This is a genomic window from Sphingobium sp. V4 (assembly GCF_029590555.1).
Classification (GTDB): Bacteria; Pseudomonadota; Alphaproteobacteria; order Sphingomonadales; family Sphingomonadaceae; genus Sphingobium.
The window spans coordinates 2,970,390-2,994,685 of record NZ_CP081001.1; the positions used below are offsets into that span (position 1 = coordinate 2,970,390).

General features: G+C 65.2%; 19 protein-coding genes. 8 read left to right on the forward strand and 11 right to left on the reverse strand.

Features of this window, described 5'->3' with window-relative positions; all coding sequences use genetic code 11:
- Positions 1-38: 38 nt before the first annotated feature.
- Positions 39-803: an L-rhamnose 1-dehydrogenase Lra1 gene (gene lra1, locus K3M67_RS14750; protein WP_285831860.1), complete on the reverse strand. Its 765-nt coding sequence runs from the start codon at positions 801-803 to the stop codon at positions 39-41.
- 77 nt (positions 804-880) lie between these two features.
- Entirely contained in the window at positions 881-1,747 is an 867-nt protein-coding gene (locus tag K3M67_RS14755) for an IclR family transcriptional regulator (protein ID WP_066865169.1), read from the reverse strand.
- A gap of 190 nt (positions 1,748-1,937) precedes the next feature.
- Here K3M67_RS14755 and rhmD point away from each other — a divergent pair, with 190 nt between their 5' ends.
- The 7 genes from rhmD to K3M67_RS14790 all read left to right on the forward strand — a co-directional run bounded on the left by rhmD (position 1,938) and on the right by K3M67_RS14790 (position 8,745).
- Positions 1,938-3,122, forward strand: coding sequence for an L-rhamnonate dehydratase (gene rhmD / locus K3M67_RS14760; RefSeq protein ID WP_066865362.1), 1,185 nt, complete (start codon positions 1,938-1,940; stop codon positions 3,120-3,122).
- Between the two features lie 21 nt (positions 3,123-3,143).
- Positions 3,144-4,001 (forward strand): 2,4-didehydro-3-deoxy-L-rhamnonate hydrolase, encoded by an 858-nt coding sequence (locus K3M67_RS14765; protein ID WP_066865166.1) that lies wholly within the window; start codon positions 3,144-3,146, stop codon positions 3,999-4,001.
- The gene (locus tag K3M67_RS14770) at positions 3,998-4,747 is read left to right on the forward strand and encodes an SDR family NAD(P)-dependent oxidoreductase (RefSeq protein WP_066865163.1); all 750 of its coding nucleotides are present in this window, start codon (positions 3,998-4,000) and stop codon (positions 4,745-4,747) included. Before K3M67_RS14765 ends, K3M67_RS14770 begins: the two co-directional genes overlap by 4 nt.
- A gap of 189 nt (positions 4,748-4,936) precedes the next feature.
- Positions 4,937-5,839, forward strand: a complete 903-nt coding sequence (locus K3M67_RS14775; RefSeq protein WP_285832950.1) for an amidohydrolase family protein — start codon at positions 4,937-4,939, stop codon at positions 5,837-5,839.
- On the forward strand, positions 5,836-6,900 hold the full coding sequence (rhaT, locus tag K3M67_RS14780) for an L-rhamnose/proton symporter RhaT (protein ID WP_066865154.1): 1,065 nt from the start codon (positions 5,836-5,838) through the stop codon (positions 6,898-6,900). The genes K3M67_RS14775 and rhaT overlap by 4 nt, the downstream gene beginning before the upstream one ends.
- On the forward strand, positions 6,900-7,940 hold the full coding sequence (locus K3M67_RS14785; protein ID WP_285831861.1) for a glycoside hydrolase family 43 protein: 1,041 nt from the start codon (positions 6,900-6,902) through the stop codon (positions 7,938-7,940). The genes rhaT and K3M67_RS14785 overlap by 1 nt, the downstream gene beginning before the upstream one ends.
- Positions 7,927-8,745, forward strand: a complete 819-nt coding sequence (locus K3M67_RS14790) for an alpha/beta hydrolase (RefSeq protein ID WP_066865151.1) — start codon at positions 7,927-7,929, stop codon at positions 8,743-8,745. Before K3M67_RS14785 ends, K3M67_RS14790 begins: the two co-directional genes overlap by 14 nt.
- 75 nt (positions 8,746-8,820) lie before the next feature.
- On the opposite strand, the gene K3M67_RS14795 is transcribed toward K3M67_RS14790, so the two are convergent.
- The 9 genes from K3M67_RS14795 to K3M67_RS14835 form a co-directional block, all read right to left on the reverse strand.
- Complete coding sequence (locus K3M67_RS14795) at positions 8,821-9,876, reverse strand: LacI family DNA-binding transcriptional regulator (RefSeq protein ID WP_066865149.1); 1,056 nt, start codon at positions 9,874-9,876, stop codon at positions 8,821-8,823.
- 45 nt (positions 9,877-9,921) lie between these two features.
- Entirely contained in the window at positions 9,922-10,887 is a 966-nt protein-coding gene (locus K3M67_RS14800) for a glycoside hydrolase family protein (protein ID WP_285831862.1), read from the reverse strand.
- Positions 10,884-12,074: an SGNH/GDSL hydrolase family protein gene (locus K3M67_RS14805; protein WP_285831863.1), complete on the reverse strand. Its 1,191-nt coding sequence runs from the start codon at positions 12,072-12,074 to the stop codon at positions 10,884-10,886. The genes K3M67_RS14800 and K3M67_RS14805 overlap by 4 nt, the downstream gene beginning before the upstream one ends.
- Positions 12,075-12,085: 11 nt before the next feature.
- Entirely contained in the window at positions 12,086-13,609 is a 1,524-nt protein-coding gene (locus K3M67_RS14810) for an MFS transporter (protein ID WP_285831864.1), read from the reverse strand.
- Between the two features lie 84 nt (positions 13,610-13,693).
- Positions 13,694-14,809, reverse strand: coding sequence for a beta-galactosidase BglB (bglB, locus tag K3M67_RS14815; RefSeq protein WP_066865137.1), 1,116 nt, complete (start codon positions 14,807-14,809; stop codon positions 13,694-13,696).
- Positions 14,810-17,818, reverse strand: a complete 3,009-nt coding sequence (locus tag K3M67_RS14820; RefSeq protein ID WP_285831865.1) for a glycoside hydrolase family 35 protein — start codon at positions 17,816-17,818, stop codon at positions 14,810-14,812.
- 10 nt (positions 17,819-17,828) lie between these two features.
- A complete protein-coding gene (locus tag K3M67_RS14825; protein WP_285831866.1) occupies positions 17,829-18,143 on the reverse strand; it encodes an L-rhamnose mutarotase in 315 nt (104 codons plus the stop codon).
- A 68-nt stretch (positions 18,144-18,211) separates the two neighbouring features.
- Positions 18,212-19,729 (reverse strand): rhamnogalacturonidase, encoded by a 1,518-nt coding sequence (locus K3M67_RS14830; RefSeq protein WP_285831867.1) that lies wholly within the window; start codon positions 19,727-19,729, stop codon positions 18,212-18,214.
- 4 nt (positions 19,730-19,733) lie between these two features.
- Positions 19,734-20,939, reverse strand: coding sequence for a rhamnogalacturonan acetylesterase (locus tag K3M67_RS14835; RefSeq protein ID WP_285831868.1), 1,206 nt, complete (start codon positions 20,937-20,939; stop codon positions 19,734-19,736).
- A gap of 353 nt (positions 20,940-21,292) precedes the next feature.
- Here K3M67_RS14835 and K3M67_RS14840 point away from each other — a divergent pair, with 353 nt between their 5' ends.
- Entirely contained in the window at positions 21,293-24,241 is a 2,949-nt protein-coding gene (locus K3M67_RS14840; RefSeq protein ID WP_285831869.1) for a TonB-dependent receptor, read from the forward strand.
- Positions 24,242-24,296: the final 55 nt, after the last annotated feature.

Genomic DNA, 24,296 nt, shown 5'->3' on the forward strand with positions numbered 1-24,296 from the left:
CGGGAGATGGGTCCCCGCCTTCGCGGGGATGACGGTAATTACTGCAGATTCACATACATGCCGCCGTCGACCAGCAGCGCGGCGCCGGTGACATAGGCGGCCATGTCGGACGCGAGGAAGACGATCGGCCCGGCCAGATCCTCCGGCTGTCCCAAGCGGCCGAGCGGCGTGCGGGCTTCCATATACTGGCGCTTCTCGACATCGGCCAGGTCATCCTTGTTGATCTCGGTCAGGATGGTGCCGGGCAGGACGCTGTTGCAGCGGATGCCATGCTTGCCCAGGGCAATAGCCGTGGATTGCATCAGCGAATGCACGCCCGCCTTGGTCGGGGTATAGTGCGTCTGATATTCGCCGCCGACCAGCGCCGAGATGGAGGAGACCGCTACGATCGATCCGCCATGGCCCTGTTTCACCATCTGCTGCGCGGCGGCCTGCACCATGAAATAGGCGCCGTGCAGGTTCACCTTGAAGGTGCGCTCCACCACGTCGACCGGCATGTCCAGGAAGGCGTGGAAGGGGCAGATGCCCGCATTGCTGACCATCACGTCGACCTTGCCGAAGGCTTCGACCGCCTTCGCGACAAAGTCCTGAGCGGTCTGCGGGTCGGCGACGTCGCCCTTCACCGCGATGGCCCGCTGGCCGAGCGCCTCGATCTCCGCCACGCAGCTGGCGGCCGGGCCGTCGCTGCTGGCATAGTTGATGACGACATCGGCGCCATGCCTGGCGGCGCCGATGGCCGCGGCGCGGCCGATGCCGGTCGATGCGCCGGTGACGAGGACGGTCTTGCCTTCAAGCAGTTTCATGGGATCGGTTCCTTGGTGTAGCGATTGTGACAGTCCTTCCCTGGCAGGGGAGGATTTGGTTTGCGCGTGGCGCCACCCTAGCGCCGCACCGGGCGGCGGGGCGGCTTGACGCCGGGGGTCCAGCCCAGATCGGCGCTGATCTTCTGCGCGGTGTCGCGGACGTCAGTGCTGAGCGCCTGCATCCGCGCATCGTCCATATATTGAGCGGCGCTCGACAGGCTGATGGCAGCGACGATTGCGCCCGACGCATCGCGGATCGGGGCGGCGACGCATCGGATCTGATCCTCATTCTCCTCCAGGTCGAAGGAACGGCCTTCACCGGCATAGCCGCGCATCCGATCCAGCCAGAGGCCATAGTCGGCCATGTGGGTGCCCGCGGCATATTCGGCGTCAAAGACGCGGCGCCAGGTCGGTTCCGAATCGTCGAGCAGCAGCGCCTTGCCGAGGCCCGTCGATGTCAGCGGATGGCGGTCGCCGATCCGGCTGGAAATATCGACGCGGCGGCGGCCGGGAATCTTGTCGAGATAGAGGGCCTGGTCGCCGTCGAGCCGGCCCAGATGTACCGTATCCTCGCTGGCCGCAGCCAGTTGTTCCAGATGCGGCCGGGCGATCTGCACCACGTCGGCCTGGCTCTGCGCCAGGAAGCCCAGTTGCAGCAGCTTCGGCCCGAGCTGATAGCCCTCGCGCGGGAGGAAGGTCAGGAAGCCGCGCTCCACCAGCGCATTGGCGAGGCGGTGGGTGGTCGACCGGGTCAAGCCCATGCGTTCGGACAGGTCGGCGAGCTTCACCGGCCCGTCAATCACCTGGTCCAGCAGGTCCAGCCCGCGTTGCAGGGTCTGCGATCCCGATGCCTTGGCTCCCTCGGCTTTCTCCGGCGCCGTCGCCATATCCTCTCGCTCTCCCGCTTCCGGACCCAATTCAGGGTTTGACGAAATTTGTCTCATCTACTAATACTCTATCCCACAAAATGAGAAAAACAAGGGTGAAGGAGGGGCCGACATGATTCTTCTCGATCGCGCCAGACCCTCATACTCGCCCGGCATCATGCGAGTTTGACCATATATTGGAAGTAGTTGCCGCTGTTTCCCAACATTTGGACAGTGGATAGGCTCAAGGAGTGAGTGCGTGCCGATCGTGACCTTGCCGAAGATCAAACATGTCCGTGCCTTCACCGTGCGCGGGGGCGGTGCTGACTATCATGACCAGGGCGAAGGCCACTGGATCGACGATCACATCGCGACGCCCATGTCGCGCTATCCCGAATATCGCCAGTCGCGGCAGAGCTTCGGCATCAACGTACTCGGCACGCTGGTCGTGGAGATAGAAGCCGAGGACGGGACTGTCGGTTTCGCCGTCACGACCGGCGGCGAACCGGCCGCCTATATCGTGGAAAAGCATCTCGCCCGTTTCCTCGAAGGGCGTTCGCCGACCGACTATGAGAAGATCTGGGACCAGATGTATTTCTCGACCCAATATTATGGGCGCAAGGGTCTGGTCGTGAACGCGATTTCGGGGGTCGACCTGGCGCTGTGGGATCTGCTCGGCAAGTTGCGGCAGGAGCCGGTCTATCATCTGCTCGGCGGCGCGGTGCGCGACGAACTGCAATTCTACGCCACCGGCGCGCGGCCGGACAAGGCCAAGGAATTCGGCTTCATCGGCGGCAAGATGCCGCTGCATCACGGCCCGGCCGAAGGGATCGAGGGGCTGAAGAAGAACATCGCCGAACTGGCCGACATGCGGTCCAAGGTCGGCGACGATTTCTGGCTGATGTGGGATTGCTGGATGGCGCTCGACGTCGACTATGCGACGCGCCTTGCCATTGCCGCGCATGACCTTGGTCTCAAATGGATCGAGGAAGCGATCAGCCCGGACGATTATTGGGGCTACCAGCAATTGAAGCGCAACGTGCCCAAGGGGATGCTGGTGACGACCGGCGAGCATGAGGCGACCCGCTGGGGCTTCCGGATGCTCATGGAAATGGACTGCTGCGACATCATCCAGCCCGACGTCGGCTGGTGCGGCGGCGTAACCGAACTGCTCAAGATCAGTGCGCTGGCCGATGCCCATGGCAAGATGGTCGTGCCGCACGGATCGTCGGTTTATTCCTATCATTTCGTCATCACCCGGCACAATTCGCCCTTCGCCGAATTCCTGATGATGCATCCGGGACCGACGGAGGTGGTGCCGATGTTCCACCCGCAGCTGATCGGCGAGCCGGTGCCGGAAAATGGCCGGCTGAAGGTCAGCGCGCTCGATGCGCCGGGCTTCGGCGTCGAGTTGAACCGCGATATCGCGATGCACCGTCCCTACACCCATTGATCTGCAAGAGAGTATAAACCCATGAAATTCGTTCGTTTCGGCCAGCGTGGCCAGGAAAAGCCCGGCGTCATCGACAGCGAGGGCCAGATTCGCGACCTGTCGGCGGTCGTCCCTGAACTGACCGTCGCCACCCTCGCCAAGGCGAAGGGCGCGGACGTGGATTCACTGCCGGTCGTGGAAGGCCAGCCGCGCTATGGCGTTCCGGTCAAGGGGATTGGCAAGATCGTCGCCATCGGCCTCAATTATGAGGATCATGCGATCGAATCCAACCTGCCGATCCCGACCGAGCCGATGATGTTCATGAAGGCGCTGTCGTCGCTCAACGGCCCGAATGACGAAGTCGTCCTGCCGAAGAATTCGACGCATGGCGACTGGGAAGTGGAACTGGGCGTCATCATCGGCGAAACCTGCCGCTTCGTGAGCGAGGAAGAGGCGCTGTCGAAGGTCGCGGGCTATACCCTCGTCAACGACGTGTCGGAACGCTTCAACCAGAAGCAGCGCGGCACCCAGTGGAGCAAGGGCAAGGGCCATGACACCTTCTGCCCGGTTGGCCCCTGGCTGGTGACGCCCGACGAAGTGGGCGACCCGCAGGATCTCGACATGTATCTGGACGTCAACGGCCAGCGGATGCAGACCGGCAACACGAAGACGATGATCTTCAACGTCGCCCAGCTCATTTCCTATGTCAGCGAATATATCACCCTGTATCCGGGCGACCTGATGATCACTGGCACCCCTCCGGGCGTGGGCGAGGGCAAGAAGCCGACCGCCATCTACCTCAAGGCCGGTGACGTCATGGAGCTGGGTATCGAGAAGCTGGGCACGCAGAAGCAGCAGGTGTCCGAATGGCGTCATCTGGGCGATGAGGTGCTGGGATGAGCGTTTACGCCGGACGGTTCGCGGGCCGTAACGCGATCATCACCGGCGGTGCGTCGGGCCTGGGCAAGCAGGTCGCCGCGCGCATCGTTGCGGAAGGCGGTAAGGTGGCGCTGTGGGATCTCAATCCCGAAGCGCTGGCCGCCACGAAGGACGAAGTGGGCGCGATCCATGTGGTCGCCCTCGACGTCAGCGATTACGCGGCCGTCGCCGCCGCCGCCAAGGAAACCGCCGCAGCGCTGGGCAAGGTCGATATCCTCATCTGCTCGGCCGGCATCACTGGCGCCACCGCGACGGTATGGGACTATCCGGTCGATAGCTTCCAGCGGGTGATCGACATCAACCTCAATGGCCTCTTCTACTGCAACCGGGAGGTCGTGCCCTTCCTGCTCGAAAATGGCTATGGGCGGATCGTCAACCTCGCCTCGGTCGCGGGCAAGGAAGGCAATCCCAATGCCAGCGCCTATTCGGCGAGCAAGGCGGGCGTGATCGGCTTCACCAAGAGCCTGGGCAAGGAACTGGCCGGCAAGGGCGTGATCGCCAACGCGCTGACCCCGGCGACCTTCGAAAGCCCGATCCTGGCCCAGCTGCCGCAGAGCCAGGTCGACTATATGCGCTCGAAAATCCCGATGGGCCGGCTCGGCCAGGTCGAGGAATCGGCGGCGATGGTGTGCTTCATGGCCAGCGAGGAATGCAGCTTCACGACGGCGTCCACCTTCGACACGTCGGGCGGCCGGACCACCTTCTAAATCCAAAAGTCGCGCGGCGCGACCGGCCAGCCAAAGAGCCGGCGCGCCGCCTGTTTTCCGGGGATGATGCCGTTGACCATCGCCTGTGACCGTCGCGCCTTGCTGACCGGCCTTGCCGGAACGGCCTGCGCGTTCGGGCTGGAGCGCGTCGCTGCGGCCCGCAGACCCGACATTTCGCGGGAGAGCAGCATGATCCCCTTTGTCGATGCCCATATCCATCTGTGGGATCTGAACCATATCCGCTACGACTGGCTGAGCCCGCCTTTCTCCGACGAGGGGCCGAACGGCAGCGTCGAAGCGATCGCGCATGACTATGGGGTCGCGGACTATCGCGCGGACCTTGCCCGCTGGAATGTGGTGGGCGCGGTCCATGTCGATGCCGGCGCGGCGGCGGAGAGCGCGGTGCGGGAAACGCAATGGCTCGACGGGCTGGCCCAGATTGAAGGGTTGCCCACCGGCCTGGTCGCCTTCGCCGCGCTGAACGACCCGCAAGTCGACGCCCTGCTGGCCGCCCAGGCCGCCCATAAGCGCGTGAAGGGCATCCGCCATATCGTCAACTGGCATCCCAGCCCCAAGCGCACCTATGGCCCGGTCGACCAGACGCTCGATCCGCAATGGCAGGCGGGCTATGCGCTGCTGGCGAAGCATGGCCTTTCCTTCGACCTGCAATGCTATCCGGGGCAGATGCCCGGCCTCGCCCCGCTGATCGCGCGGCATCCCGATATTCCCGTCATCATCAACCATATGGGGATGCCGGTGCTGACCGACGCGGATGGCCTGGAGGACTGGCGCCGGGGCATGAAGGCGCTGGCCGCGCTGCCGCATGTCGCGGTCAAGCTGTCGGGCATGGGCTTCATCCGCCGCGACTGGAGCCGCGAAACGATCGAACCGCTGGTCCGCGAGACCATCGACCTGTTCGGCGTGAAGCGTTGCGCCTTCGCCAGCGACACGCCCACCGACAAGCTGTTCGGTCCTATCGACCGATATATGGAAGCCTATCACGCCATCGTCGCCGACTTTTCCGAAGCCGATCGCCGCGCCCTGTTCGCCGACAATGCCAATCGCCTCTATCGCCTGGGACTTGCCCTATGACCCCCAATCCGCTGCTCGGCGTTCTCTTCCACTGGCTGGGCGGTTTCGCCTCCGCCAGCTTCTACGTCCCCTATCGCGGCGTCAAACGCTGGAACTGGGAGATTTTCTGGCTCACCGGCGGCGTTTTCTCCTGGGTGATCGCGCCCTGGTTCTTCGCCTCGATCCAGACCAGCGACCTGATGGGAGTGATGGCCCAGGTGCCGTCTTCCGTCGTCGGCTGGTGCGTCTTCTTCGGCTTCCTCTGGGGTTTCGGCGGCCTGACCTACGGCCTCACCATGCGCTATCTCGGCCTGTCGCTGGGCATGGCGGTGGTGCTGGGCCTGTGCACCGTGTTCGGCACATTGATCCCGCCGATCTTCGACGGGACGTTCATGACCGAGATCGCCGGCACGCTGCACGGGCAGATTGTACTGCTCGGCCTCGCGGTCACGCTGGCGGGGATCATCGTCGTCGCCCGCGCCGGGGCGCGCAAGGATGAGGCGCTGTCGGCGGAGCAGAAGGCTGCCGCCGTCGCCGAGTTCGATTTCCGCAAGGGCATCGCCGTCGCCATATTCTCCGGCATCATGTCCTCCTGCTTCGCCTTCGGCCTGGCGGCGGGCGAGCCGGTCAAGGCGCTGTCGGCTGCGGCGGGCACCGGGCCGCTCTGGACAGGATTGCCGACGCTCTGCCTCGTCATGTTCGGCGGCCTCATCACCAACGCGCTCTGGTGCGGATGGCTGATCGTGAAGAACAAGTCGGCGGGGCAATGGGCCGGAGCCCCCGACGCCAGCGGTCATCGGCCGAAGCTGCTGCCCAATTTCCTGCTCTGCGCGCTGGCCGGCACTGCCTGGTATTTCCAGTTCTTCTTCTACACCATGGGCGAAAGCCAGATGGGCCGCTTCGGCTTTTCGAGCTGGACGCTGCACATGGCGTCGATCATCATCTTCGGCACCTGCTGGGGCTTCGCCTTCCGCGAGTGGAAGGACGCGGCGCCCGCCGTGCGCCGCATGGTGTGGAGCGGGGTCGGGCTGCTGATCCTGGCCACCATCATCATCGGCTATGGCAACCGGCTGGCCGCCTGATGCGGATGCTTCTGGCTGCCCTGTTGCTGGGCTGGACGGTCCCGGCCGGGGCCGCCGCCGCGCCGCTGCTGACGTCGCATCTGCGCATCCATGATCCATGGGTGGTCGCGGAGGAAAGCGGGAAAAGCTACTGGCTCTTCTCGAAGAATGACCCAGCGGTGACGGGCGACAAGCGGCTGGGCATCATGGCCTATGCCAGCGGCGACCTCGCCCATTGGCAGAGGCCCAGGCTGGTCTTCGCCCTGCCGGAGGGGAATTGGGCGAATGACGGCGGCTGGGCGCCGGAAGTCCACCGGTGGAAGGACCGCTGGTATCTGTTCGCGACCTTCCACAATGAGAAGGCGGCGATCGGCCCGGCGGCGAACCGCCCGCTCTATCGCCGCGCGACCTTGCTGGCGGTGGCGGATCGGATCGATGGGCCCTATACACTGATCCATGGAGGCGAACCGCCGACGGCGGCAGGCGACATGACCCTGGACGGCACGCTGCATGTCGATGCGGCGGGCAAGCCGTGGATGGTCTATGCCCATGAATGGATGCAGACAGGTGTCGGCACGGTCGAGGCGATGCCGTTGAAGGGCGATCTGTCCCCGGCCGGCAAGCCCCGCCTGCTGTTCCGTGCGAACGAAGCCGACTGGGTCGTGGGCCAGAAGCAGCCCGAAGGCGATACCGGCTATGTCACCGATGGCCCGGAGCTGTTCCGCACCCGGACCGGCACGCTGCTGATGCTCTGGTCGAGCTGGGGCAAGGACGGCTATGTCCAGGCCCAGGCGCGGTCGAAGAGCGGGACGCTGGCCGGGCCGTGGGAACAGCTCGGCCCGCTGGTCGAGCGCGACAGCGGCCATGGCATGATCTTCCGGGCGTTCGACGGCAAGCTGATGATGGTGCTGCACCGTCCGTTCAAACGCGCGATCGCCAAATTCTATGAGATGCGCGATGCGGGCGACCGGATCGAGGTGGTACGCGAGGCGGTCGAACTGGATGGCGAGGCCTATCCGACGCACGGCTGTCCGATGGGGGTGGACGATGCTGGCTGCTGATCTGGTCTGGCCGCTGCGTGGCGCGGCGAGCGGTGCCTTCACGCTGGAGGATGAGCGTGCGCCGCCCGAGCGGGCGGTGGTCAGCGCCGTCGATCGGCCGGTGCTGCTGGGCTATGCGCCCGACGCGCCCAATGGCCGCGCGATGCTTGTGCTGGGCGGGGGCGGCTATACTGCGTTGATGGCGGGGCGCGAGGGCGTGCAGGTGGCGCGCTGGCTGAATGGGCTGGGCTATCATGCCTTTGTCCTGATCCATCGCTTTCCCCACGCCGCGACCGGCCCGTGCGCGCCGCTCGACGATGCGCTGGAAGCCATGCGGATGATCCGTGGCAGCGGGCTGGCGAAAGCGGGGCTGGGCGTGGTCGGCCTGTCTTCGGGCGGGCATCTGGCCGCCTGCCTGATCGCCGACTATCCTGCGGCATGGGGCAAGGCGGAGCCAGAGCGGCCGGACGTGCTGGTGGTGGGCTATGCGCCCATCTCCACCAATGCGAAGGGGCGCACGATCATCGACGGCAAGCCGCCCCTGCCGCCGGTCGAGAAGCAGGCATTGTACGATGCGCTTCAACCCGATGCGCAACTGCTGCCCGATCCGCCGCCGGCCTTCATCGTCTATGCCGGCAATGACCCGGTCGTACCGGTCGACAATGGGTATCGTCTGGCGCAGGCGCTCCAGGGTGCGGGCGGCCGGACCGAACTCCACATTTTTGCCGACGCGCCGCATGGCTTCGCGCTCGATACGCAGGAGCTGCCGGTGTCGGTCTGGCCCGTGCTGTGCGAGGCGTGGTTGCGGCAGGTCGGGTTCCTCTGACGCCTGGAGCGGGCCAGGACCGGACGGCATCTCCGTCCGCTTCTCGATTTCGATCGGAGCGAACGGAAGAAGGGATCAATGTCGCGCCGGGACAGCGTCCGACTGACGGCGGATGAGCTGATAGTCGAGCTTCACCCGGCCGAGTGCATCGTCGTCCGATCCTTCGTCCTGGCTGCGGAAATGGGCGCCGAGCAGCCCGATCGCCTCGCGCGCCATGTCGCGGATCGGCTGGCGGATGGTGGTCAGCGCCGGCCAGATCGCGCCGGCCAGCGGCGTATCGTCGAAGCCGCAGATGGTGACGTCCGCCGGCACGTTGATGCGGCGCTGGTGCGCGACGGTGATCGCAGCGGCCGCCATGTCGTCATTGCAGGCGAAGATGGCGCTGGGCGGCGTATCGAGAGTGAGCAACTGCTCCGCCGCGTCGAGCCCGGATCGGTAGGAAAAGTCCCCCGGTACGATCCAGCGTTCGTCGACGGCGATCCCGCAATCGGCCAGGCAGTCACGAAAGCCCTGCAACCGCCGGGCACTGGCGCGGTGACGGGGATTGCCCTGGATGAAGCCGATCCGGCGATGGCCGAGATCGACGAGGTGGCGGGTCAGGTCATAGGCTGCGTGGCGGTCGTCCGTCCCGACCGACAGCATCCCGGCCCCCTCCCGGTCCGGCGCGATCCCGACCACGGCGATGTCGCGCGCCTGGAGCAGTTCCACCAGATCGGCCCAGTCGCATAGCGGCGGCGGCAGGATCACGCCCGCGACATGGGCCTTGGCGACCTGATCGACGATTTCGGCGGCGAAGGCGCCCGGCGCGCATTGTTCGACCACCAGATGCAGGTGGCGTTGCGGCGCTTCGCCCAGAGCGCCCAGCAGCAGTTCGCCCAGATAGGCGGAGGTGGTGCTGTTGCTGTGCAGCAATGCGACGCGGCGGTCGGCGCTGCCGGCAAGCGCGCGCGCCGTCGCGTTGGGGACATAGCCCAGTTCGGCCACCGCCTGCTCCACCGCCAGTTGCGCCTTGGCGCTGACCAGCGCCTTTCCGTTGATCGCGCGGGACGCGGTCATCACCGACACCCCGGCGCGGGCAGCGACTTCGCGGATGGTGGGAGGCTTCCTCTTCGGGTTCTTCGGGCTTTTCATCCCGTCGGTCCTAGCTGCTTTTATGCGGCAGGAAAATCGGCGCGATCAGAGTTTCAGGCGGACATGAACGGGCGCGTCGCGATCGACGCTGATGACCCCGTCCTTCTCCCGGAGTTCGGCGATCTGGAGCACGGTGCGACGTTTCCAGTCGGGATTGGCTTTCGCTTCCTCCTCACCCTCCTGATGCACGAAATAGAGAATATAGGCGCGCGTCCCGGCGACGATGATGTCGGGATGCTGGCCCTTGGCGCGGTCGGTCGGATGGCGGCCGGGGGTTGCGAGGATATGACCCGGCTGGGTGAACCATTGTTCGCCATCATCGGAGCGCATGACCAGCAGCCCCTTCCACGCGTCGGAGATAAGCCAGTAGCGGCCCTTCCAGCGGAAAGCCTTCGGCCCTTCGCCCGGCGTTTGGGTCAGCCGGTCCCTGATTGTCCAGTGGACGAGGTCCGGGCTGTCGGCGGTGACGATCGCCTTGTTCTGCCTTTCGTCATTGAAGAAGAGGCGGTAGCCACCTTTCGGCAGCGCCAGTACGCTCGCATCGATCACCCGGTCGGAGCCCAGTTCGAGCCGATCGCCGCAGGTCCATGTCTTGAGGTCCGGGCTGGTCAGGTGGACGATGAAGCGCGGCGCGTTCCAGTCGCGATAGATGCCCGGTACGACGGTCAGCCACATATGCCACTGGCCTTCGAGCCATTGCACCTCGGGCGCCCAGAGGGTTTCGCCGGTGCAGCTGCCGGGAATATCCGCCGTGCCGGTGTAGCGCCATGCGGCCCCGTCCTTCGATCGGGCGACGCCGATCGCAGTGCCATGGACCCAGCGGACATCGCTGGCGTCGTCCTGCGGAAGGTCGGCGCGGCGGTTGGTGTAGAACATCACCCACTCGCCGGTCTGCGCGTCGCGCACGGTCGAGGCGTCGGCCGCGCCGTCATGGACGGGATCGCGGAACAGCGGCTTGGGCGCTACCGGCCCGCTGGCGGCAGCCGCCAGCAGCAGCAACGGTGTGATCACTGGAACAGCTTGAGGTCGAAGGCGGCGGCCATCGCCCGGAACCCCTCGTCATTGGGGTGGAGCGCGTCGCCCACATCATAGGCTTTGGCCATGCGTGCGGGGTCGGCGGGGTCGGCGATCGCCTTGTCGAGATCGACGAAGGCGTCCGCCTCCTGGTTGTCGCGAATCCATTTGTTCACCGCCATGCGGGCGGCGTCGCCCTCCGCGCTCCAATAGCCCGCGCCCTTATAGGGCAGGATGGTGGCGAGGATGACCTTCACGCCCCGGTGATGGGCGCGGGCGATCATCTGGCGATAGGCGCCGATCAGCGCTTCGGGCGGCAGCATCGGCTGCTGGCTGCGGGCGGCATTGCCCAGGTCGTTGACCCCTTCCAGGATCACGACATGGGTGACGCCGGGCACCGCCAGCACGTCGCTGTCGAACCGGGCAAGGGCATTGTAACCGTCGCCTTCGGACAGCAGCCGGTTGGCGCTGATCCCGGCATTGGCGACGCCGATCGATGTCCGCCCCGCTTTTTGCAGGCGCTCGGCCAGCAGGTCGGGCCAGCGGCGGTTGCTGTCTGGGGTGGCGCGCACGCCGTCGGTGATGGAATCACCAAGAGTGACGATGGTGGTGCCGGGTTTGCGGCTTTCCACCTCGACCCCGGAAATGATGACGCGGGGGCCGAGCGTCGCGGAGTTCGACAGGCTGATGACCGTCGTCTGGTCGCCCGGTGCGGTCCAGCCAGTGGCGGCGGAATAGCTGTGGACGGTCGCATCGGGCGCGCCCTGCGGCAGGTGGATGCTGATGGAGAGGCGCGTGAGCGGCTTCACCGCCATCGCGATCGGATCGCTCAACAAGGGTGCGCGGGCGGGGATGGTCGCGCCCTGCGCCTGGTTGAAGGTCACGACATGGTCGGTGCCGGGCAGCGTTTCGCCATTTTCGCCCGCGATCGCGACATGGACGGCGCCCAGCAGCAGGGGCTGGGTCGACATTTCGTTGGACAGGCGCAGGCGGATGCGCTGGCCGCCGCTGCTGATGCGGACGACCTGCCGCAGGGTGCGGTTGGCGAGGTCGGGACGCTTTTCCGGCGGCGCCTTCGACACAAGCGGCGCGGCCATCCAGCTACGCGACCAATGCTGTGCCTGCGCCGGCGTCGTGGCGAGCGCGAGCAGCAGCGTCGCGCCAAGCATCGTCCGTCCCGTCATCCTCATCCCCCTCAATGCGCGGCCGATTGGGCCACCGGATTGTTGCCCCAGAGCTGGTCGTAGCGCCAGCCCGACAGATCCTCCACGACGTGTCGCGCGCCGGGCGAACTGGGCGTGCGCGCCCCGCCGCGCAGATGTTCGATCTCGCGCATCAGGATGTCGTGGGTTGCGGGGCTGAGGCGAAAGCGGGTGGACACCCATATGCCGAAGGACAGGCAACCCACCGTGCCGATGCCCAGCAGCAGCGCCATCGTCAGGATCGCGTCCTGGCTCTGCGCCTGCGCGCCGGAGACGAAGCCGCCCGCCTGCATGATGAAGCCCACGCCCGCGACGGCGGCGGCCTGCGTCGCCTTGCGCACGAAGGTCATGACCCCGGCGAAGCTGCCCTCGCGCCGCTGGCCCGTGACGATCTCGTCCACGTCGGCCATATAATTATAGGTCGCCCAGGGGATATAGTTGAGCGCGCCGCGGCCCAGGCCCGACAGGATGATCGGCAGCCAGATCCAGGGGGACGTGGCAGGAACGCCGAGCAGCCACAGGCCAATGAGCGCGAATACGCCCACGGCGAAGTCGGCGGCGGCGACCTGATAGGCGCGGCTAGGGGAGGCGCGCAGCGCCAGGTTGATCGCGATGATGACCGCGACGAACTGGACGATATACATGGTGCCGAGCAGGCCGGAGGCGATGGCGGTGGAACCGGCCAGCGCGAAGATCACGAAGAAGGTGAAGGCCGCGTTGAAAATGTCCTGGCTGATATAGCCGCCCAGATACATGCCGAGGTGCAGGCGGAAGGCGCGGATTCGCATGGTCGAGAAGAGGTTGCGGTAAAGCGCCTTGAGCGCCTGCCCCGCGCCGCCGCCCTGCGTTCTTTCAGGCAGCGCCTCCAGCGATCCCGGCATATGCCGTTCCCAGCTGAACAGATAGAGCAGTCCGGCCGTCACCATGAACAGGGTGGCGAAGATCAGGCCCATGTAGAAGAAGGTGTCGGCGCTGTCGCGGCCGAGCGCGTTGATGAGCCAGAGCGGCAGGAAGCCCGCGAGGATGGCCGACGCCTGGCCGAAGAGGATGCGCGATCCGGCGAACTTCGCCTTGGTGCGATAGTCGGTCGACATTTCGGCCGCGAGCGTTTCGAACGGGATGATCTCCATCGCATAGACCAGTTCGAACAGCACATAGCTGACCAGATAATACCAGAAGCCCTGTCCCGGCAGCCACATCAGCGCGAAACTGGGCAGCAGGGGAATGGCCGCGAGGATGAAGAAGCGGCGGCGGCCGAACCTGCGGCCCAGCCAGGTCGATCCGAAATGGTCGGAGATATAGCCGATCATCGGCGAGGCGAAGGCGTCGAGGATGCGCGCCACCGCGAAGATGGTGGCCGCCTGCCCGGCCGTCAGGCCGCAGAACTGGGTGTAGAAGATCAGCACCCAGCCCGAAATGACCGCCATCGACCCTGCGCCCAGCACGTCGTTGGAGCCATAGGCGAGGTAGTTTTGCAGGCGGACGGGCCGGGGTGCGGATTGGGCTATGTCGGTCACTCTCGGCTCCTCCGCCTCTTATATTCTTGTCTCAAGCGGCGGCCGTCCTTCCATTTCCGGCCGCCGCCCAAGCTCGATGAACGGTCAGATATAGGTGCGCAGGAATTCACCCAGGGCGCAGATGGCCAGGCTCTGGCCATAGGGCATGGAGGTGAGCGCGATGTCCTTGTAGAATTGCTGGGTATCGCCCATCGCGGTGCCGAAGCTGACCTGCTGCAATTCGCCGCTCTCGTCGATATTGGCCAGCACGCCGCGCACCGCCCTGATGCCGACGTCCTCGTAATGGCGGGGTAGATAGCCCTTCCGCACGGCCTTCAATATGCCATAGGCGAAACCGGCGGTGGCCGATGCTTCCAGATAGCTGGTCGGATCGACGATCAGCGTGTGCCACAGGCCGGTTTCCGCGTCCTGCGTTTCGGCGAGCGTCTTCACCTGCGCCGCCAGCGTGTCGATCAGGAAGGTGCGGAAGAAGTCGCCTTCGGGCAGGTCGAGAATCTCGATGATCTCGGGAATGGCGATCGTCACCCAGCAATTGCCGCGCGCCCACAGCGCCTCGGCGAAATTGTGGCGGCCGTTGAAGTCCCAGCCGTGGAACCAGAGCCCGGTCTTCGTATCGAAGAGATATTTGATATGGACCAGGAACTGGCGCTTGGCTTCCTCGATATAGGCGGGGCGGTTCAGCAGCAGGCCAATCTTGGCCAGCGGCAGGACCGACATCATCAGCGTGTCGTCCCACATCTCGCCCGGATTTTCGTCATTATAGACGATGTGCTGGAACCCGCCTTCCTCGGTCTTGGGCAGGCCGTCCGGCGCCATCAGCCATTCGGCCCAAGTATCGAGATAGGGGATATAGCGCGGGTCGGGTTCGAACTCATACAGATAGGCGAGCGTGATGAACGGCGCCATCGTGTTGATATTCTTGGTCGGTGTGCCTTCGGCGAAGCGATCCTCAAACCACTGCTTGATGATCTCCAGCGCCTTGTAGTCGCCGGTCTGCTCGAAATAGCGCCACATGCCGAACAGGCCGACGCCATGGGTCCATTCCCATCCGGCCCAGCCCTTGGTGTCGATGATGCGGCCATCTTCCAGATGGAGCAGGAATTCGCCGGTCTCGTCCTTGATATTGACGAGATTGTCCATCAGCCGGTCGATGGACTCGACGACCTGCTGGCGCGGTACATCATGATTGAGAGCGGCCACTTATTTGATCTCCTTGAGGTCTGAAGGTGCATTTGGCGCGGCGACCATCTGCACTGGCAGACCGCCTTTGACGTTGCGTAGGGTGACGAGGCGCACACTTTCGAGCGCATCGCCCGGCGCGCCGTCGGACGTGACGGCAAGCGCGATCTGGTTCCGGCCCCGGTGGTTCAATATGCCTTCGGGAATGGGGAAGGTGCGTTGCGGGCCGACATGGGCGATGAACTGGCCCATGTTCCAGCCATTGACGAAGATCAGCACGCGATAGCGGACCGGCGAGCGCGGCTTTTCGGAATCGCCGAAGCTCAGGCCGATGGTGGCGTCCTGCCCCTTGGGAAGGTTCAGCGCGAAGCTGGTGCGGTACCAGCTGGTTCCGGCCTCCGCATGGGTCGCGGGGACGCTGGCCTTGGTCCATGCGCTGTCGTTGAAGCCGGGCAGGTGCCAGCCCTTGCGCTCGCCAAAGAGGCCGCCATTGTTGGCGGGGCCACGGGCGGTGTCGGGCAGATCCTCGCCGCCTTGCTTGCCCTGGATCTTCCATGCGATCGGCACGGCGAAGCTGCGACCGCTGGGACCGCCTTCCAGCGAGGCGGAGATCAGGCCGCGCGCTTCCTTGTGGAAATCGTCGCTGTCCAGATCCCAGTTATGGCCGTTGTTGCGGACCATGACCGATATGACATGCTCGCCGGGTGCCTGTGCCTCGGCGGGCAGGGTGAAGCGCGCGGTGCCGGTGGTGATCGGGCGGGGCAGGCCGCCGGGCGTTTCGCCTTCGCCGATGAACTTGCCGTCGACCCAGACTTGCACCAGCCCCGAACCGCCCGCGCCATAATAGAGCGAGAGCGCCCTGGCGTCGGGCGAGCCGGTGAAGCGGCCGCGATACCAGACGTCGCCGTCATGGAAGCCATAGGCGTCCATGCTCATGTTGGGCTGGCCATCGGGCCGGGCGGTGATGCTGGCATAGGACCGGTTGTCGACCGCCTGCCATGCGCTGTCGTCGAAGGCCGGATCGGCTTCGGGCGATCCCTTGGCCATGCGCCAGTCGGTGAGCGCCGGCAGGGTAACGTCGCCGGGACCGGTGAGCGGCTGCACGGCGGCGAGGCTGCCGATCGCTGTCGATTTGGTTGCTACCTTCGCGCCGTTCCATGTGATGGACCGAACCGCCCTGGAGGCCCAGATTTCGAGCGGGCTGGCCTCGGCAGTATCGCCGGTCAGCGCCAGCGTTCCGCCCTTGCCGACTGCGCTGCGGACCAGCGCGGGACCGCGCACCAGCACATCCTGTTCGCGCCAGTAGCGCGCGCCTTCCGCCTCGTCGGCGAGAATCAGCGTCAACGGCGGACGATCGCCGCCCTCGACCCGCACGACCGCGCGGCCCCGATGGGTGTAGCTGAGCTTGAGGTCGCCCTTCGCAGCGTCGAAGGCGCTGGTCGCGCTGCCTTCCAGCACCGTCACCCTGGGCGCGGAAGCGTAGCGCAGCACCGTCTCGCCAGGCTCCCCGGCGCGGCCGTAGAAGAGGACCAGGTCGGCCTTGTCGATGACCTGCGCGGACTGGAGTTCGGAGGTCGAATAGACCAGCCGCTGCCCGCCCAGCGTCACGCCCGCGACCAGCCATTTCGCGTCGAAGCCGTTCAATTGCATCGGCACGGTATAGCGGCCATCGGGCAGGTCGGCGGTGAAGCTGAAGCTGTCGCTGGTCTGCCCGTTGGATGGCTTGTGCGTCACCATCAGGAAGCGCGCGTCCGTTTCCGGGCTTTTATTATGATAGACCTGGATATTGGGTGAACTGATCGCCGGTGTCCCTGCCGGGATCATCCCCGCCATGTCGGGGACGGAGGCGATCAGGCCGCCCAGCTGCTTCATCTCCAGCGCCTTTTCCCGTACCTCGCGTGGTTCGGAGATGGCGGAGCCATAATCATAGCTGGTGAACACCACGGGCGCAGGCAGCCAGCCCCAGCTGGTGCCGCCATAGCCCATGTAGAAGCTCTGGATGCCAATGCCGTTGGCGAGGTTGGTGCCGTAGAAGACGCGCTGGAACCGCTTGCCGCGCTGGACCGCGTTGCACTCATAGCCGCCGTTCGATCCCCAATAGTCGAACCAGCCGCCGCCGAACTCGGCAAGGAAGCCCGGCGTATCGGGCGATGCGGATGCGCCGCCCTTCGCCCCGCCGGGACCATAAAAGCCCCAGTCGGGCGCGGCCGACCCGCGCGTCGGCTGGCCGGTGACGGTGCAGGTGCCGCCGGGATAGCCGTCGAACGCATACATGTCGTTGGGGCCGTGGACGACCTTCTCGACCTTGCTGCTTGCCGGCGACCAGTAGCCGTTGCGGCCCTGGTCGTTATGGAACAGCGGCACGGTAATGCCGTCGGCGCGGGCCTTGGCATAGAGATGATCCATGTAGCGACGCTGCGCCGGGGTGGTCATCGCCAGCTCATTCTCGATCTGGTGCAGGATGACGCCATATTTGCGCCTGGGATCAGTGTTGATCTGGTGCTTCGCGATGATCGCGTTGACCTTGGTCAGCCATTCGTCGGCGGCCGCCAGATAATCGGGATCGTCGGTGCGGGCGCGGGCGCGCTGGTTGACCAGCCAGCCGGGAAAGCCGCCGCGCGACAGTTCGGCATTCACATAGGGACCGGCGCGGGTGATGACGTAGAGGCCTTCCTCCTCCGCAATGGTCAGCAGCCGGTCGATGTCGCGGATGCCGGAGAAGTCGTACACGCCCTTTTTCGGGCTGTGGAAACCCCAGTCGAAATAGACGGCGACGCTGTTGAAGCCGCTGGCCTTCATCTTCTGGAGGATGTCGCGCCACAGATCGGGCGAGGGCAGGCGGAAATGGTGGAATTCGGACGACCAGATCACCATCCGCTTGCCGTCGATCATCAGCGACCGGGCGTCATAGGAGACGCGGCCGAAGGTCTTGACCGGCGCGGACAGATTGGCGGTGGGCTTCGCCTGCTGTGCGAGCAGCGGCGTGGCCAGCATGGTGCCAAGGGCGAGGGCGGCGATGAGGGAGCGCATGGAAGCCGGATCAGTCCATATGGAACAGCAGGGGGAGCGGCCATTCCTTCGGCTGGTTGCTGGGCTGCACCTCCATTAGCGGCGCCATATAGTCCCACCAGCGCCCCATCACCGGATGATCGGGCAGCGTTTCGCGGCTGTTGTCTTCTCGCAGCTTGAGCACTGCGAACAGGCTTAGCGTCTCTTCGTCGAGGAAGATCGAATAGTCGTAGATACCCGAATCGGACAGCAAAGTGGACAGTTCGGGCCAGATTTCGTCATGACGCCGCCGATATTCCTCGACCACGCCGGGCTTCAGCTGCATCTTGAAGGCGTGGACAGTCATGGCATCCCCTCGTGAACCATATTATGGAACTTAAGACCTATATTTGGTAACATCGTCCCACATATTAGTCAATTGCCCAGTGGCGTGCGGCGCAGCGTCAATCCCGGCACATCATCGAATGCGAAGGGTGGGCGCGCGTCGGCCGTCATGGTTTCCGCCGTGAAATGGTCGATCGTCAGTCGTTCGGCATGGCGCGCCCAGAGCGCCCAGCTGGGCAGGATTCCGAACATGCTCGGTTCGGGATAGGCGTCCGCCAGTTCCGCGGGCGCGCGCGCCGCATCCGTCGCCGTGCCGCCGCCGCGATAGACGAGGTGGATGTCGCGCAGCGTCACGTCGGCGATGCGATGGCCGGGCAGGCCGGCGATGGCGGCGGGAAAGCGATGGTCGATGCCGCGCGCGTCGACATCGCTGATTTCGACATGGCGCACCGCGCCGATGCCCGTTCCCTCCGGCCCGCGCCGGCGATCCCCCAGCCGCAGGAAGAGCGGCGCCGTGGTCACGTCCCGCATGGTGAGGCGGCGGGCGACGATATTCTCCATGACGCCCCCGTCCACCGTTTCCAGCGCCAGCCCGCGGCAGCGGGTGAAGCGGCAATCCTCGATGCGGACATTGCGGTAACCGCCATTGCTTTCGGTGCCGAGCTTGATGCGGCCGGTCACCCTGTCGCGATCGGGCGCCAGCTGCTGAGTCGTTCGGCGCGTGCCGTCGATCAGCGATCCCATGTCGTAGCCCGACACGTCGCAGTCGCGGATCAGGATATTGTCCGACGCGATGGCGCGGCCGAGCGCATGGCTGCTTTTCAGCACGATGGCGTCGTCATTGGGCGAATTGACGCGGCAGCGTTCCACCACCACGTCGCGCACGCAATCGAGGTCGATGCCGTCGCGGTCGGTGTCGATCGTCAGCCCGTCGATCCGCAGCCCCCGCGTGCCGGTGGCGAGGATCGCGAAATGCCCCCCCTTCAGGATGGTGAAGCCCGACAGATGGATGTCGCGGCCGTTTTTGAAGGCGATCGCCTTGTTGCCCAGCCCCTGCATGGCGGCGGCGTCGGGTTCCAGAGCGGCGATCTGGGCGTCCGTCATGCCCCGCATCGACAAGGGCCGCTCGCCTGCCTGCTTCTTCCAGCGTGCGCCGGGGCCGTCGCGGGTCAGGCCGATGCCGTGGATCATGCCCGGCCCGGTGATCGCCACCTGTTCCACCGCGTCGCCCCAGATCAGGCTGTTGCGCCAGTGGCTGTGGCCGAAATCCTGGTACAACTGGTCGATGCCGGTTTCCGGAAGGTCATAGCGTCCGGCGTGGCGGGCGGGATCGGCCGCCTCGATCACCGCGCCTTCGCCGAGCAACAGCGTGACATGGCTGCGCAGGCGGATGGAAAAGCAGAGATAGCGCCCGCGTGGCAGGACGACCGTACCGCCGCCGCTGCGCGACGCTGCCTCGATCGCGGCGTTGATCGCGCCGCTGTCGATCGCGACGCCATCGCCGCGGGCGCCGAAATCGCGACTGTCGAAGCGGCGCGCGGCCTGGGCCGGAAAGGGGAGGGCAGCCAGCGTCATTCCCAGAAACATATCGCGGCGGCTGATGGTCATGGCTCTAGCTGCCGGCCGGGCGCTGATCGCTGTGGATCAGGCTGGGGACGATCGCCGCCTGCGCGGCGGTCGGGGGCTTGGCCGGGACGAAGGCCGGGGCGGTCACATGGCCCGCCAGTGCGGGAATCTGTGCCTTGATCCGCTGCGCCACCGCGTTGGCCAGGAGCCAGGCCCCATAATTATTGTGATGCGTCTTGTCGGCGCCGCCATCGTTGAAGGCGGTCGGCGCGACGTCCGGTCCGAGCGCCTCGTAGATCGCCCGACTGTCGGCATTGAGGTCGATCAGCGGCACGCCTTCGTCCGCCGCCAGCTTGCGCACGGCGGCGGCATAGACGCCGAGTGTCTCCCTAATTCTGCCCTGCGCATCGAAATTGCGGCGTTCGGGCGACGTCACCAGCACCGGATGGGCGCCGCGCCGCCGCGCTTCGGCCATGTAGGTCCGCAGATAGGCGGGATAGGTGATGGCCGCGTCGGCATAGGTTTGCGGCCATTCCTGCTTCTGGTCATTATGGCCGAACTGGAGGAACAGAAAGTCGCCAGGCTTCATGTTCGACAGCAGCTTGTCGAAGCGCAGGTCGGTGAGGAAGGATTTGAGCGTCGCGCCAGACTTGGCGTGATTGGCGACGGCGACCCCGTCGTCCAGCAGTGCGGGCAGCATCTGGCCCCAGCTTGCGGCCGGTTCGGCGAACTGGTCGGTCACGGTGGAATCACCGGCCAGATAGAGCGTCGGTGCCTCCACCGGGGCGATCGTCACCGACGCGACCTGCGGCTTGCCCAAAAATTCGAGCGTCAGCTTGTCGTCCCACGTATATTCCTGCCCATCGCGGGGCGAGAGCCGCACCTGCTGCCCGCCCGGCGCATTGGCGGGCGGCGGCGGCAGGGCGGGCGTGCGGACATTCACCAGGAAGCTGCGCTCGACAAACTGCCCCTTGCGGGTCGCGACGTTGCGCAGCATCAACCGCCGCGCCTCCGCCTTGACCGTGGTGTTGCCTGCGCTGCGGGTATCGCCCAGCCGCACCGTGACCCGGTAATTGCCTTCGGGCAGCGCCACCGAGAAGAGATAGGCCGTTTCTGTGCCGCCCGGTTCCATGCCATGGCCGCCAGCCTGATAGCTCTGCCGGCGCAGCGGAGACGCATTGCCCAGATCGAATGTCAGGGGTGTGGGCGCGGCCGCCGCAGCCATGATGAGGAGGAGCGGCGTCAGCGGCATGGCGCGATGACCCTGTCAGCGAACAGGAAAATGGGGGAATGCGCCGCGATGGACGCATTCCCCCAAGCCGACCGCCCGTGCAGAGGCGGCGATTCCTGCGGCCCACGCCGAACAGGAGCAAGCGGGGCCAACTTCCTCAAGGGATTCTCCGTCCCATAAAATAGATTGGAGGACCATATGGCGGGACTTGTTATCTCGCAAGACCCTTGTTCCTTAACCATAATGTTTTTCACAATGTGGCACTTACGATCACATAATGATTTTTCTGGCCAAAGAGCAGCGAATCCGGTACAATGAGCGACAGTTCCACATAGTGGGGCATCCGGCAAGAACCGGACAAAGGGGAGGATATTATGTTGCGCCACGTTACCCGTGCAGCCTTCGCGCGTCGCAGCTCGACCATCGCGATTGCATCCACCATCTTCATCGCCGGAACGGCCATCGCGCAGGACCAGCCTGCCGCCGCGCCGCCCCAGGCGGACCAGGAAACCGCGGACATCGTCGTGACCGGCTTCCGCGCCTCGCTCGACAGCGCGCTGGGCATGAAGCGGCAGGAAGCCGCCGCGATCGATTCGATCGTCGCCGAGGATATCGGCAAATTCCCGGACTCGAACCTCGCCGAATCGATGCAGCGCGTGCCGGGCATCGCTCTGGCCCGCGGTGACGGCGGCGAAGGCCGCAACATTTCGGTTCGCGGCCTGGGCGCGGGCTTCACCCGCGTCCGCATCAACGGCATGGAAGGTACGTCGCAGACGGGTTCGTCCGACATCTATGGCGCGGGCAATAATGGCCGCAGCTTCGACTTCAACGTTTTCCCGACCGAAATCTTCTCGGCCCTGTCGGTGCGCAAGACCACTTCGGCCGATGTCGAGGAAGGCTCGCTCGGCGCCACGGTCGACCTGAGCGCACCCAAGCCGATGGATCAGAAGGAGGATTTCGTCCTCTCCATGACGGCGCGCGGCGTCTATAACGAGCTGTCGAAGAAGGTCGATCCGCGCGCCTCGCTGCTGATCTCAAAGCAGTTCGGCGACAGCGGCTTCGGCATTCTCGGCAGCCTTGCCTATCAGAAGCGCAACATCCGCGAGGTGGGCTATTCGGCGGTCGACATCCTGTCGGCCAATACCAATGGCGGTTTCTGCTCGCCGGTCGGCTTCGCGCCGCAGAACCCCTCGACCAACGCGGCCAAGGGTGCCGACGCGCTCAACTGCTCGACCGGCAATCCGCGCACCAGCACCAATGGCGCCTATCAGGCGATCGTCGACCTGCGCCGCGACGACCTGCCCAATGTTGCGGGCAGCGGCGCATTCCTGCCGCGCATTCCGCGCTACCTCAATTCGGAACAGGACCAGGAACGGATCGGCGGTTCGCTGACCCTTCAGTTCAAGCCGGACGATGAAACCGACATTTCGCTCGACTTCCTCTACTCGCGGTTCGAGGTGACGCGCCGGGACAATTATATCGCGGCGATCTCCTTCGCCCGTTCGGCCGCCAACAACGGCCAGCCGATGACGTCGGTGCGCGATATCGAGTTCGACGAGAATGGCTCGCTGGTCTACGGCCTGTTCGATGGCGTCGACGTCCGTTCCGAAGGGCTGGTCGATCATTTCGTCTCGACCTTCAAACAGGCGAACCTGAACTTCAAGCGCCAGCTCAGCGACAATCTGGAAGTGAGCGGCATCGTCGGCTTCAACCGTTCGATCTGGGACGGCAAGAAGCGTCTCCAGACCTTCATCGACGCGATCGACACCGACGGCTTCTCGATCGACTATCGTGACGGCGGCTCCACCCCGGTGCTGGGATTCGGCATCGACGTGAACAATCCGGCCAGCTTCACCTATGCGCCGGGGCTGGCTGACGGCACGGTGCTGGGCGGCTTCAGCTATCAGGGCAAGCCGTCGAAGAATACGACCGACAACATGACCGCCGAAGCCAATCTGAAATGGAGCTTTAGCGACGCCTTCTCGATCCGCGCCGGCGCCCAGTATCGGCGCAGCGATTTCCTCTCGACCTTCCTGCGCCCCTATTCGGCCGACCTGCTGGTCCGGGCATTGCCGGCGGGCACCAGCCTGGCCGACATCACGACGACGATCAGCGGCGTGGACAAGCTGTGGGGCAAGGGCGCGCCGTCCAGCTGGGTGGCGATCGATGCCGACAAGTGGGCCGACACGTTCGGCTTCGATTCGGTGCGTTACTGCGGCGTCGAATGCGGCGCCGGACGCAGCCGGGTGCGCGAAGAGGTCATGAGCAGCTACATCATGGCCAATTTCGACCTGGAGGATGCGATCGGCTTCGGCGTGCGCGGCGATGTGGGCGTGCGTTATGTCAAGACCGACATGGTGTCTTCGGGCTATATCACCGTGGCCAATGCCGCGTCGCCGACGGGCCTTGCCGGCCAGTTCGCATCGGCAAAGAACGGCTATGACGACTGGTTGCCCTCGGCCAATGTCGTGATCGAGCCGATCGACAATCTGCTGGTCCGCGTGTCGGGCGCGAAGGTCCTGGCGCGGCCCGAACTGGGCCTGCTGACGCCCACCAGCGGGGTCAATCCGGTGACTCGTGTCGGCAACGTCAACAACCCGTTCCTGGACCCGATCCGCGCCACCACATTCGACCTGGCGGTGGAATGGTATTTCCGTCCCGGCTCGCTGCTCTCGGCCGCCTTCTTCTACAAGGACATCAAGAGCTTCATCCAGAATGTGAACAGCCAGATTCCCTTCAACCAGCTGGGCTTGCCGGACGCCCTGCTGATCGGCAGCAATACGCTGCCCACCGAGCTGTTCACCGTGTCGCAGCCGTTCAACACGCCGGGTGGTCCGCTCAAGGGCATCGAACTCAACGCCCAGATCCCCTTCACCTTCTTCGATGGCTTCCTCGCCAATTTCGGCGTGCTTGCCAATTACACCAAGGTAACGTCGAAGATCGACTATATCCTGGCCAGCGTGAACGGCGTGCCGACGGTGACCACCACGGCGGACCTGGTCGGCCTGTCGAAGAATACCGCGTCGGCGACGCTCTATTATGAGGATGACAAGTTCAGCATCCGCAGCACGGGCAATTTCCGCGACAAGTTCATCCGCGGCATCCCGGCCTCGCCCGGCAGCGATCTTCAGGGCAATGCAAAGACCTTCTACATGGATGCGTCGGCCAGCTACAATGTCACCGATCGGCTGAAGATCATCGTCGAGGCGCAAAACCTGACCGACGAGCAGAACCGTCTCTATATCGACAGCCAGCGCCAGGACACGCTGTTCGAAACGCGGATCGGCCGGACCTTCACCTTCGGCGTGACCTACCGGATGTAACGCCGGCGCCTATCCTTCTCCCCAACCTGAAAGGGCGCGACCACTCCGGCGGTTC

Excerpts from the sequence above, each read along its gene's own strand:
- lra1 (WP_285831860.1), bottom strand. The coding sequence starts at position 803 with ATGAAACTGCTTGAAGGCAAGACCGTCCTCGTCACCGGCGCATCGACC.
- K3M67_RS14790 (WP_066865151.1), top strand. The coding sequence starts at position 7,927 with ATGCTGGCTGCTGATCTGGTCTGGCCGCTGCGTGGCGCGGCGAGCGGT.
- K3M67_RS14825 (WP_285831866.1), bottom strand. The coding sequence starts at position 18,143 with ATGACTGTCCACGCCTTCAAGATGCAGCTGAAGCCCGGCGTGGTCGAG.
- K3M67_RS14830 (WP_285831867.1), bottom strand. The coding sequence starts at position 19,729 with ATGACCATCAGCCGCCGCGATATGTTTCTGGGAATGACGCTGGCTGCC.
- K3M67_RS14755 (WP_066865169.1), bottom strand. The coding sequence starts at position 1,747 with ATGAGACAAATTTCGTCAAACCCTGAATTGGGTCCGGAAGCGGGAGAG.
- K3M67_RS14770 (WP_066865163.1), top strand. The coding sequence starts at position 3,998 with ATGAGCGTTTACGCCGGACGGTTCGCGGGCCGTAACGCGATCATCACC.
- K3M67_RS14795 (WP_066865149.1), bottom strand. The coding sequence starts at position 9,876 with ATGAAAAGCCCGAAGAACCCGAAGAGGAAGCCTCCCACCATCCGCGAA.
- K3M67_RS14805 (WP_285831863.1), bottom strand. The coding sequence starts at position 12,074 with ATGACGGGACGGACGATGCTTGGCGCGACGCTGCTGCTCGCGCTCGCC.
- K3M67_RS14775 (WP_285832950.1), top strand. The coding sequence starts at position 4,937 with ATGATCCCCTTTGTCGATGCCCATATCCATCTGTGGGATCTGAACCAT.
- K3M67_RS14835 (WP_285831868.1), bottom strand. The coding sequence starts at position 20,939 with ATGCCGCTGACGCCGCTCCTCCTCATCATGGCTGCGGCGGCCGCGCCC.
- K3M67_RS14840 (WP_285831869.1), top strand. The coding sequence starts at position 21,293 with ATGTTGCGCCACGTTACCCGTGCAGCCTTCGCGCGTCGCAGCTCGACC.
- K3M67_RS14765 (WP_066865166.1), top strand. The coding sequence starts at position 3,144 with ATGAAATTCGTTCGTTTCGGCCAGCGTGGCCAGGAAAAGCCCGGCGTC.
- K3M67_RS14785 (WP_285831861.1), top strand. The coding sequence starts at position 6,900 with ATGCGGATGCTTCTGGCTGCCCTGTTGCTGGGCTGGACGGTCCCGGCC.
- rhaT (WP_066865154.1), top strand. The coding sequence starts at position 5,836 with ATGACCCCCAATCCGCTGCTCGGCGTTCTCTTCCACTGGCTGGGCGGT.
- K3M67_RS14820 (WP_285831865.1), bottom strand. The coding sequence starts at position 17,818 with ATGCGCTCCCTCATCGCCGCCCTCGCCCTTGGCACCATGCTGGCCACG.